This is a genomic window from Paenibacillus sp. V4I9, assembly GCF_030817295.1.
In the GTDB taxonomy this organism is placed as follows: domain Bacteria; phylum Bacillota; class Bacilli; order Paenibacillales; family NBRC-103111; genus Paenibacillus_E.
Genome location: NZ_JAUSZE010000001.1, coordinates 2,415,704 through 2,426,982, shown reverse-complemented (window position 1 = coordinate 2,426,982; position 11,279 = coordinate 2,415,704). Strand labels below are relative to the sequence as shown.

Sequence of the window (11,279 nt, the reverse complement as noted above, 5' to 3'; positions counted from 1 at the left end):
CCCAAAACAAATCCCCAGCCTATTGTGATATTTATCACGTTGGGCTGGGGTTATTTGTAATACTCATCACCTTAGAATGGGTTAATTCATGATACTCATCACCCTGACTGGGGGTATTGTGATACTCGCCACTGGATTCCTACATCCTACTTCGTTGGTTTTCTTTAGACAGCCACTTACTAACGCAGATAACGCATAAGCGGCTGGATATTTTGCTTTCTTATACAGTCTACGACCAGCTTGGCGATGGCAATACCGCCTCTTTCCTGGAAATGTGTATTATCCTCTGCGCCTTGGGGGAAGTTAGGGAACTCCCCCGGCCACGCCCACATGAACAATGATTTCGTTTCCTCCGGACCTAGTGCTTCAAACAATTGCCTGCTCTCTTCTGCCAAATCAATCAGGGGGACGTTTTCTTCCTCTGCGAGCTGCTTCATCGCGGTGATATAATCACCATGTGTATCTATGATTTTACCGGCAGTGTCAAAAAATCTTCGCTGCACAGGCGTTACTAGAATCGGGGCAGCTCCCCGCAATCTGGCCTCTTGTATGTAGATGTTCAAATGCTCTTTATACGTTGTAAAAGGGGATGTTGCCCGCTCCGTATCCAGCTTCTGATCGTTATGCCCAAACTGAATGAACAGGTAGTCATTCGCATTCATGTGATCAAGGATGGGTGCCAGGCGTCCTTCCTCCAAAAAGCTTTTGGAACTGCGGCCTGATACCGCAAAGTTGGCTACAGCAGCGTCCGCTTTAATAAAAAGCGGCAGCATTTGTCCCCAACCTGTGTACGGATAACCATCCTGCGGTTGATCGGTAACGGTGGAATCACCAACGATGTATAAGGTTGCCGCTTGCGGTGATGAGGTGATTTCCAAAGCGTTAATTCGCGGGGTAACGCCAGAGAAAGCAAGCTTTAGCTGTCCATCAGCCACATGAACGGTAAAGCTGCTAGTAACAAACTCACCTGCTGCCGTCAGTACATCAGCCAATATAAGTCTTCCAGGCCCTGCCTTTAATCCCGTACAAGTTGACGTGATCAGGTCGCCCATAAGTGTCTGAACCGTATAGCTGCCATTCGGCACATCCACAACGAAGATAGCACCAACCGGAATACAAAAATCTTGGCGGAGCGCCGCGGGACGCCCTCGGTCTCGTTCAAACACCGTTGAACCATCCAGAAAGCCGTAGCCCATTTTCTCATTGTAATACGAATGACCACTAACTCTCGTATACCCTTCTTTTGTACAGCTTGAATTCTGTTCTGGACCGAAATTGAACCTGTAGTGTACGTTCATAGACGTTTACCTCCTACCAGTCTTTGCGATTAAGCAAGGATGCTAAGAAAGTAAGCCCTAACCCTTGTCCCCAGCCCTGAATCCGTTTGTAAGGAACCCCTTTGTAGCCGTCAATATCCCTCATTACCGCTGTCCCGGCTGAAACGTGAGTGATTGTCCCATCTTCCGTGATGCGCGAAAGTATGCCTTGAATTGATTTATTCGTATATTTGTTGTAAAGAGGACCTGAACTGATAAGCGCCGCCGCGATACCAGCAGAGCCGCTTGTTTCCAAATAAGCATCCTTGTCCGTCAATACGGTATGCCAAAGTCCACTCTCATCTTGCAAGCGGACAAGTGCGCTCAATTGATCACGCAGCGAGCCCTCGAGAATCATAAATGAAGGGTGCGTCACATGCACAAGTCTCAGCGCACGAGCCATCGTGATCGCTGCCCAAGCATTGCCACGGGCCCAGAATATGCTCGACATATGATTTTGCGCTAGATGATCCCAGCCGTGGTAGTAGAGATTAGTTGTCATATCTTGCAAGTAATTCTCGTGACCGTGATATTGTTTCAACCCATCTTCGAAATAATCGTCACGCTTTAGCACGGAACCGATCCGCAGGAGGAAGTAACCTGCCATGAACATGGTATCCACCCATGCCTGCTGCGGAAAGTTATAGGTTTCCGAGTTCACCGTGTGCTGGAATATGCCTTCTCCGAAACGCTCAGCCTCATGCTGAAGGAATTCAGCCATTTGGGAAGCAATATCGATATACCGATCTTCGCCAGTTTCTTTGTACAATGTCAGCAAGGAGTGTCCAATGGAGATCCCATTAACGGACAGCTTAGGCAAGCCATCCTCCAGCTTCTCATCGATCCAATCTTTCAGCAGCTGCAGATATTCCTCCTTGCCCGTCGCTTCATAGGCTTCGGTTACGCCATAGAAGGCTACACCACCCGGCCAATCCCAATTAAAGTCCATTCGGAACGTTCTATGAACTACACGGTCAATCACCTTGCGAATTTCATCTGGATCGAATTGTAAGGCTGGCATCTCTTCATTTCCTCCCTGTAGTTGGCTATTTTCTATGTTTGTAACCATCTCTTCTTATCCTTTCAAACCGCTCGTCGAAATCCCGTCAACAATGTACTTCTGGAATATGATGAAAACTACGAAAATCGGGACAAGTGATAACGTCGACATGGCAAACATGCCGCCCCAGTTATTCAAAGACTCGCTATCCAAGAAAAGCTTCAATGCTAAGGAAACTGGATATTGACTCGGATTGTTCAAATAAAGCAGAGGCGTGTAGAAATCATCCCATCTCCAATAGAAGGAGAAAATCGCTGACGTCACGAGTGCCGGAACAATTAAGGGTACGATGATTTTGTAAAAGATGCTGTATTTGCTGCATCCGTCCATTTTTGCGGCTTCATCCAATTCCGGAGGAATCGTACGAATAAACTGCATGATCAAGAAGATGAAGAACGGAATCCCAAAGAACTGCGGGACAATAATCGGTTTAAAGCTGGATAACCAGCCTATTTTGGCAAATAAAATATATTGCGAAATAATCGTTACGTCTTGAGGAAGCAGTAAAGTAAGCATAACCGCTGAAAACCAGAATTTGCTTCCGGCAAAACGAATCCGGGCAAATCCATATCCTACTAAAGCGGAGGAAACCACCGCACCTAACGTCGAAAGAATAACAATAATGAACGAATTTTTCATGAATGTAGCAAACGTATTGCCTGCAAACCCTTTCCAGCCCGACACATAATTGTTCCACTCGAGCCGACTTGGGATCAGACTGGTAGCCGTTGTATAGATTTCATCATTCGGCTTCAGTGAGCTGGCGACCAGCCACAGGATCGGATAAATCGCCGTTACCGCGATGATACAAACGATGAGATGATACAGCAGCGTTTTCACATTTTTGACTCGTAAAACCATGTTCTACCCCTCCTAGCTTTCGTAATGAACCCAATATTTCGATGTTTTGAAAATCACTAAGGTAATGAGTCCGATAAGGATCAGCATGAACCAAGCCATGGCCGAAGCGTAACCCATTTCGAAGAAGACGAATGCTCGATGAAATAAATAAAGCGAATACAGCAAGGTATTGTTCAGCGGCCCGCCTTCCCCATTGGAAATAATGTAGGCCGGGGTAAAGGTTAAGAAGCCTGAAATCGTTTGCAGGATTAAATTAAAGAGAATAATCGGACTTAACAAAGGCAGTGTGATGTGGAAAAATTTGCGAATCGGTCCAGCGCCATCTACACTTGCGGCCTCGTAATAGGTCCCCGGAATATTCTTAAGACCGGCAAGAAAAATCAGCATGGAGGAACCAAACTGCCAAACCGAAAGCAGTACTAACGTTCCAAGCGCCGTTGCCGGGAAGCCAATCCAAGATGTACTGGTGTGGATGCCGATGTTTCCTAGAAAAGCATTGATAAGTCCCTTATCTCCGAATATTTGTCGCCACATAATAGAAACCGCTACGCTGCCGCCAATCAATGACGGTAAGTAATACGTGGCTCGGTATAAGCCAATTCCTTTTACCGCACGATTCAAAAGCATGGCGACGAGCAATGCAATAATGAGTCGCAATGGAACGGACGTGAGTACGTAAGTCAGTGTTACTCGGATGGAGTCCATGATTTTGTCGTCATCTGTGAACATTTTCTCGTAATTGGAAAGTCCCACCCATCGTGGAGCCGAGAGTAAATCGTACTCGGTAAATGAAAAATACAGCGATGAAAACATCGGAAACAGCGTGAAGATCAGAAAACCCAGGATGAAAGGTGATATAAACACATAACCGACTATGTGATCATTTTCACGTAGTTTCATAGTTCCACTCCCTTACATTCGTCAAATTCTGTTTATTTGGGGAGGGCAGCTTGCATGAAGCTGCCCTCTCACCCCTACTTTAACCCCTATATAAAGCTGCTTACAAAGTTCTTACTTCTTGTTTTTGGAAAGAATTGCGTTGGCATCGTTCATGAATTTGGCTGCGGCCTCTTCCACCGAGAGCTTCCTGTACAAGATCTGCTCCTGCATATCCCGAAGCAGCTTGCTTACTTCTGCAGCCCCTGGCGGATCCGGTGGATCCATAACACTGCTGTTCAACTGTGCCCAAGCGACGTAATCATAGACTTTCTGATCGGCCTCTGTTAGTAGGGGTTTCAAACCTTCCCTAACGGCAGCCGAAATCGGAATCCCGCGGTCTCCATTTATGAGCTTATTCGCTTCCAAATCATTAATAAACCAAGAAATAAATTTAGCTGCTTCTGTTTTCTGCTTCGAACTTTTCGAAATGGAGAACAGCATAGTTGGCTTCAAATAAAGACCTTGCTTCCCATTTGGACCCGGAAGCCCTATCATGCTCAATGATTTCTTGGCAGCCTCCTGCAGAGTCACGAATTGATTCGACCAGGCCATCGTCATGAACCCATCGCCGAGTACAACCGGATTCTCCTCCGGAGTCAATTTGGTCAAAGACTCTTTATCCCAGTTTCGCATGTAACCTGCATCGTACCATTTGAGATACATCGTGAAGTAATTTATAAAATATTGGGGATCGCTATAACCAAGACTCGTACCATCCGAGCTAAAATAGTGCTGATTTTGCGTACGCAAGTAGTAAGGAAAGAACTGATCGAATCGCATATGATCGAGCACTTTGCCTTTTCCTTTCATACGCTTAGCGATTTGCTCCAGATCAAACCACGTCCAGTTCACAGGAATCGAAGTGATACCTGCCTGCTTCAGCAGCGCTGCATCGAAGGTTGCTCCCATCGCATTCACCCCAAGAGGAATACCGTAAAGCTTGCCGCCAATTCGTCCAGACGCTATCGTTTCCGCTGAAGCTGAACGAACATCTAGCGTTCCGTTATTTGTAAGCTCATCTAGATCTTCCAGCTGATTCTTCGAACTATATTGATTTAAGTACGAGATATCCATCTGGATAATATCCGGAAGTTGGTTGGCCGCGGCTTGCGGCGCCAGCTTTTTCCAATAATCATCGAAGCCGGCATATTCCGTATCGATCTTCACGCCTGGATTCTGCTGTTGGTATAACTCTATCAGCTTCAAAGTGTAGTCATGTCTGGCTTGACCGCCCCACCAAGCGATTCGAAGCTTAACGTCATGCTTGCTTTCACTTTTCGCAGTTTCTATCGTTCTTGATGTCCCCGTTCCCCCATTCGCTGATTGCTGACTCGAGCTGCATCCGATTAACAACAACATGACTAGGAGCAGGACTAGTATTGGTATGCGTTTCATAGTTAGCTTCCCCCTATGAGTCACCTGCGCTCCACACTTCTTATTATCAGCTTGGAAGAGCGAAAGTTGAATCTAATTTACCGCGATAAATGTTCAAAAAACAGTGAAAACAAGATTTATAGCGCAAGATTTATAGCGTCAACTTCTTATACTCGGAAGGAGCGCAGCCTGCGATCTTTTTAAACACTTGGGAGAAGTATTGCGGATTGTCCCCAAAACCCAGCTGTTCCGCTAGTTCAAACATTTTAACATCATCATTATGTCTAATTATCTCCATTGCTTTCTTAATCCTTACGGTGACTACATAGTTAGAGAAACGTTCTCCCGTCTCTTTCTTGAACAATTTCCCCAGATAATCCGGGTTCATATACAACATCTGGTGGGCTACCCAATTGAGAGAAAGTTCAGCGTTGGCTAGCTCCGAATTGACGATATCAATTACCTTTTGAACGACTTGTGAATGTTTATTTTTATTTTTTTCAAAATTAATAAGTGTGATTTCGGATGCGATTTGTTTTAACAAATGGATGCTCGCTTGCAGGGTTTCCAGTTGAGATATTTGACCAATCAGCCCCATGTAATGATTCATTTTCTCTTCTGCAACTAGTCGCGTCATGGAAATAAATATTTGAATGACATACGACTTGGTCGTCTGAATATCGAGTCGGGAATTGGCCAGTTGATCGTGAACCGCGTCAATACTCACTTCTGCTTCCTCCCAATTGCCTGCCCGGATCGGGAACAGAATCCGATCTTCGTCATAGACGAAATCGGCTTTGCTTAGTAGGGTGGAATCCAGGATATCACGCATTGTAATCAGTCCGCCTTCACCAAGATAAAAGCGATGGCCCAAACAATCGAGCGCTTGCAGATAAAGACGTCTCGCCTCTACGATATCTCCTGATTCGCTTAATGCGACTGTCGTATCAATTTTGTAATAGAGCATAAAAATGCGCCGTATCTCTTTGATTTGCTCTTGTAATCGCTCCATGTCTTGCTGATCCTCAATCATAATCAGAATTTGTTCAGCAATGGTGGAGCTTAGCAGAGGTTCATCGAGAATATCCTCAGCAATATTTTTCACGGCAAAAAGATGCTCATATTCGAACTTGTCTTCCAGACGAAAAAGCAATAAACGCACTTTCTTCCCGCTAACCTGCAGTCCAAATAAATCCTGATAATAATCCCAATCCCGGCTTCCATACGACTTATTCGTCACGAACTCCTTCAGAAACTGTTCCTTCACATGGGGCAGTACCTTCCGCAAATTCGCCTTCATCGACTGAATAAAGCCTTCCTTGCTCTCTTCCTGCTTATATTCCGCAGCAATTTCGCTTAAGGCCTTCAGAATGCTGTTCTCGTTGCATGGCTTTAATAAATAATGCTTCACCCCATACTGCATGGCGATTTGGGCATATTCGAATTCATCGAATCCAGAAAGCATAATGAAGCGGATGTGCGGATGGGTTTCTTTTACTCGGGCCACAAGCCCGAGTCCATCCATACCAGGCATGCGAATATCACTTATAATAATGTCGGGTGTATGTTCACACACGAAGGCGTAGGCTTCAACACCATTTCGCGCTGTTCCAACTAACTGTGTATCCACCGATTGCCAATCCACAATGGAAGAAATACCCTCCAGAATCATTCGTTCATCATCGACTAACAGCACTTTATACATAAGCAGTTACCCTCTTTTCGTAATAGGAATACGGACTGTAATACGAGCACCGCCGCCCACGCGATTATCCACTTGGACTCCGAATTCATCGCCAAAAGAAAGCTTGATTCGTTCATCAATATTTTTCAGACCGATACCTGTACCTCTGGATTTACGTTCTCCTGTCAGGATCTGTTCTAAATAGGCTTCATCAATACCAGGTCCATTATCTTCCATAATGAGTAAAATAGATTCGCCTTCTTCTCGACCGATAATTTGGATGACACATGGCTCTAGCATGACTTCTACCGCATATTTAATCGCATTTTCCAAAAGCGGCTGCAGCGTCAGCTTTGGTATACTGTTGCTTCTAATTGGTTCTGGAACATCGAGTCGAAAATCGAGCCGTTCTTCAAATCTGACCCTTTGAATCGTAATATAATGCTGCACAAGCTGCAGCTCTTCTTCCACGGTGATGATATCCTGCTTCAGACTAATCGACGAACGGAGCAAATAACCGAGTGATTCAACCATTTGGGACACTTGTTTCTGTCCATTCATCTTGGAGATCCAATTGATTGATTCTAACGTATTGTAAAGAAAATGCGGATTAATCTGCGCCTGCAAGGAACGAAACTCGGTTTCTTTGATGATCAACTGTTTCGTGTAGTTCTCTTTGATCAGCTCTTGAATACGCACTAGCATCATGCGATACGTACGCTGCAGCAAGCCTACCTCATCCATCTGCTGTGATAATGGTGCGAGCGTTGGCAGTTCGGACTTCTCTAGATCACTAATTTGCAGGCCGCGCATGTTGGTAATTAAGCCTTCTATTGGTCTTGTTACGCTTCTTGCAACCGTCATCCCAAACCCTACAAGTAGGAAAAAGCTAAGCAGGAATGCGGCAATCATCCAGTTTTTCATCAAAATAATATGATAAAAGATGGTTTGGAAGGGCAGGGTGTTGTAATACGTCCAGCCCAAATAATCAGAGTGAATATGGGAAACGAAATATTTCTCTCCGTCTTGTTCCATAATGCGAAAGCCTTTGGATGCCGACTCTGCTGGATTGCCCTCACTAAGAAAGGATTTCATACTAGCTGCGCGCGGGTATACTAAATTCCTGTCTGATACAATGACGAGCTCGCCGTCCCTCGTTACGGCTTCTCTTGCGTATTGGTTAACAATCTTGTCTAAATTCACATGCAGCACCAAGGTGCCCAGCTTGTTTAGCTCCAATTGGTCGAAGGAACGAATTTGTCTGGCCGCAATTAAGCTGTAATCCTGCGCGTCCGGGTTCACCCATCCCAGGGTTCCATTGCCTCGGTCAGCCGTTGTTTGGATAAGGTCTCTCCGCTCTGATGAGAGCGTTATCAAATTACCGCTGGAATAGCTGCTTCCCTTCACATCGGTTATATCTGCTGCAATGATATACGTCTCAGTATTAATGTATTGCACGAGTCGATCCACAAGTTTAGCACGTGATTGGATCCGATTGTAATCGGACTCATCCGCGTTCATCACGATTAAATTTTGCTGAATTTGTTCATCCGACATGATACTAAAGGTCAATCGTTCCACTTTGTTTAACTCATTCTCAATCAAGGTGGATGATAGATTCAGAACTTGAGATGATTTCTCATAAATTTGCTGATCATAAATCGAATAGGCAATCTGGAGCCCCACCAATGAGATGCAAGAACTGACAGCCATAGATATTGTAATTAGCAAAAATAGCTTCGCTTTAATACGCAGATTGCGTATTTCGTTAAACCACTTGCTTATGCCTGATTTCATGCAACGTCACCACTTTTCTTCGCTGAATAAGGTTCATGTTGGAGAGAGTCTTCGTGATGAAGGTTCCAATTCCCTTTAAGGGTAACAAAAAAGGATGCTGGTATTTATAGCCAGACATCCTCTTTAGTTTATGAAATTAGTCACTAGGTAACAAATTCTAGCGTTTACTTCTCTTCAATATCCGAACTCCGTAAGGCTGGAGCAGCAAGCTAGACGATACGGAATCCGAGGCGAGCATGTCCGTATATGCTTGTTCATCCAGTGTAATGGTATGGGTTTTACTGCTAAAATTCATGAGGAAGATGAACTCATTCACACCGTCTGTACGAATTTGAGCTGTAACCTCTGCAGGCAGCTCTGTTTGTAGAGCAGCATCGATGCCCACTTCTTTAAGGATCTGCTTATAGAAGCTGCTCTGGAAAGTTTGATCCGTACGAGCTGCGATATAGTAAGCTTTGCCTTTACCAACCGCATTGACTGTGAGCGCAGGTCGACCTGCATAGAAGTCATCACCATATACGGCAAGAGTCTCTGCACCTTCTGTATGAATCAGCTCGCACAGCTCACGAACCTCATATTCACCTGTAATTTGAAGCGCGTTGCCCTTCAAGAAGAGGACACGATTCACTTCATGTTCGTGGAGTCCGTCGATCTCCTCAGACCAGATGCCCAACGTTTTGCGAAGCGGTCCCGGAAAGCCGCCTTGGAAGCAAAGGTCATTCTCATCCACAATGCCAGACCAATACGTAGTGACGAAAGTTCCCCCATTCGCGACAAACTGTTCGATTCGCTCTCCGACGCCCGGGCGTACCAAATATAACATTGGCGCAACAACAAGCTTATATTTACTGAAATCACAGTCCATATCGATGACATCAACGGGAACACCTTGTTCCCAAAAGGCACGATAATGGCTTAATACTGTTTGTTCGTATTTAATTCCCATATTACGAGGACCTTGCGAATCCTTAACGGCCCAGCGATTTTCCCAGTCGAAAATAAGTGCCGTTTGTGCGGGCACTCGTGTCCCGATGAGATCTGTCAGTTTCTCCAAAGCGCCGCCAAGCTCAGCTACATCTTGAAAGACACGCGTATGCTCATGACCAACGTGATCAATCACCGCGCCATGCAGCTTCTCGCTGGCTCCTCGGCTTTTGCGCCACTGGAAATACTGGACGGAGTCGGATCCATGTGCCACTGCTTGCAAGGAAGACAGTAGATGCATGCCCGGCTTCTTCAGCTTTGAAACGGGCTGCCAATTCGTTAAGCTCGGTGTACTCTCCATTAGCAGGAAAGGCTTACCGCCACCAAGCGAGCGAAACATATCATGGTTGAGCGAGAAGCATGCGGCTAGATTGCTCTGATCTGCCGCATCATGCCAAGTTGGATAGGCATCCCATGAGATGACATCCAGTACATCGGCGAACTTCCAGTAATTAAGACCTTCGTAAGCGTCCATGAGATTCGTCGTAACGGGCAGTTCGGTATTTTCCGCCTTCAGCGGAGCGATTTCATGACGGCAGAAATCAACGGTTTGATCCGTTACGAACCGTTTCCAATCCAAATTCATCGCATGGACCAGATTTTCGCCATGCGGTGCAGGAGATTCAATCTGAGACCAATTCGTATACGTATGGCTCCAAAATGAAGTCCACCACGCCATGTTGAGAGCATCCAGCGTTACGTATTTGCGCTTCAGCCATCCGCGGAAAGCTTCCTGACAATAGTTGCAGTGGCATTCCCCTCCATATTCATTGGAGATATGCCAGCCCACTACGGCAGGATGCTGCGCATAGCGCTCTGCCAACTGCTTATTCATGATCGCGACTTTCTCCCGATAGACTGGGGACGTATAGCAATGATTATGACGCGCACCGAATAAATTGCGCACCCGGCCAGGGCTTACCCGCAGCACTTCCGGGTATTGCTCCGCCATCCATGCTGGTCTGGCGCCACTCGGGGTAGCCAACCACGCATAAATGCCGTTGGCCGCAAATGTGGCCAACACACGGTCGAGCCAATCGAAGGTGAACACACCTTCCTCCGGCTCAAGCGCTGACCAAGCAAAAATGCCGACAGCCATCACATTACATTTGGCCAGTTTCATCATGCGAATGTCTTCTTCCAGCACATGTGGATCGTGCTGCCACTGATCAGGATTATAATCGGCACCGTGCATGAAAACGGGTAATTTCGGGCTTATTGGCGGATATTTCTGTGACAAGATGATCACCTCTAGGATAAATGT

General features: G+C 45.8%; 8 protein-coding genes. All 8 read right to left on the bottom strand.

Features of this window, described 5'->3' with window-relative positions; genetic code table 11:
- Positions 1-179: 179 nt before the first annotated feature.
- The 8 genes from QFZ81_RS11050 to QFZ81_RS11015 all read right to left on the bottom strand — a co-directional run bounded on the left by QFZ81_RS11050 (position 180) and on the right by QFZ81_RS11015 (position 11,210).
- On the bottom strand, positions 180-1,298 hold the full coding sequence (locus tag QFZ81_RS11050; protein WP_307602766.1) for a rhamnogalacturonan acetylesterase: 1,119 nt from the start codon (positions 1,296-1,298) through the stop codon (positions 180-182).
- Positions 1,299-1,311: 13 nt separating this feature from the next.
- Positions 1,312-2,337, bottom strand: a complete 1,026-nt coding sequence (locus tag QFZ81_RS11045) for a glycoside hydrolase family 88/105 protein (RefSeq protein WP_307602763.1) — start codon at positions 2,335-2,337, stop codon at positions 1,312-1,314.
- Positions 2,338-2,391: 54 nt separating this feature from the next.
- Complete coding sequence (locus tag QFZ81_RS11040) at positions 2,392-3,237, bottom strand: carbohydrate ABC transporter permease (RefSeq protein ID WP_307444545.1); 846 nt, start codon at positions 3,235-3,237, stop codon at positions 2,392-2,394.
- A 12-nt stretch (positions 3,238-3,249) separates the two neighbouring features.
- Positions 3,250-4,137: a carbohydrate ABC transporter permease gene (locus tag QFZ81_RS11035; RefSeq protein ID WP_060645324.1), complete on the bottom strand. Its 888-nt coding sequence runs from the start codon at positions 4,135-4,137 to the stop codon at positions 3,250-3,252.
- Between the two features lie 111 nt (positions 4,138-4,248).
- Positions 4,249-5,571, bottom strand: a complete 1,323-nt coding sequence (locus QFZ81_RS11030; RefSeq protein WP_307602761.1) for an ABC transporter substrate-binding protein — start codon at positions 5,569-5,571, stop codon at positions 4,249-4,251.
- A gap of 130 nt (positions 5,572-5,701) precedes the next feature.
- On the bottom strand, positions 5,702-7,255 hold the full coding sequence (locus QFZ81_RS11025; RefSeq protein WP_307602759.1) for a response regulator: 1,554 nt from the start codon (positions 7,253-7,255) through the stop codon (positions 5,702-5,704).
- Positions 7,256-7,261: 6 nt separating this feature from the next.
- Complete coding sequence (locus tag QFZ81_RS11020; protein WP_307602757.1) at positions 7,262-9,031, bottom strand: cache domain-containing sensor histidine kinase; 1,770 nt, start codon at positions 9,029-9,031, stop codon at positions 7,262-7,264.
- 157 nt (positions 9,032-9,188) lie between these two features.
- On the bottom strand, positions 9,189-11,210 hold the full coding sequence (locus QFZ81_RS11015) for a beta-galactosidase (protein ID WP_307606876.1): 2,022 nt from the start codon (positions 11,208-11,210) through the stop codon (positions 9,189-9,191).
- Between the last annotated feature and the right edge of the window lie 69 nt (positions 11,211-11,279).

Excerpts from the sequence above, each read along its gene's own strand:
- QFZ81_RS11050 (WP_307602766.1), bottom strand. The coding sequence starts at position 1,298 with ATGAACGTACACTACAGGTTCAATTTCGGTCCAGAACAGAATTCAAGC.
- QFZ81_RS11045 (WP_307602763.1), bottom strand. The coding sequence starts at position 2,337 with ATGCCAGCCTTACAATTCGATCCAGATGAAATTCGCAAGGTGATTGAC.
- QFZ81_RS11040 (WP_307444545.1), bottom strand. The coding sequence starts at position 3,237 with ATGGTTTTACGAGTCAAAAATGTGAAAACGCTGCTGTATCATCTCATC.
- QFZ81_RS11035 (WP_060645324.1), bottom strand. The coding sequence starts at position 4,137 with ATGAAACTACGTGAAAATGATCACATAGTCGGTTATGTGTTTATATCA.
- QFZ81_RS11030 (WP_307602761.1), bottom strand. The coding sequence starts at position 5,571 with ATGAAACGCATACCAATACTAGTCCTGCTCCTAGTCATGTTGTTGTTA.
- QFZ81_RS11025 (WP_307602759.1), bottom strand. The coding sequence starts at position 7,255 with ATGTATAAAGTGCTGTTAGTCGATGATGAACGAATGATTCTGGAGGGT.
- QFZ81_RS11020 (WP_307602757.1), bottom strand. The coding sequence starts at position 9,031 with ATGAAATCAGGCATAAGCAAGTGGTTTAACGAAATACGCAATCTGCGT.
- QFZ81_RS11015 (WP_307606876.1), bottom strand. The coding sequence starts at position 11,210 with ATGCACGGTGCCGATTATAATCCTGATCAGTGGCAGCACGATCCACAT.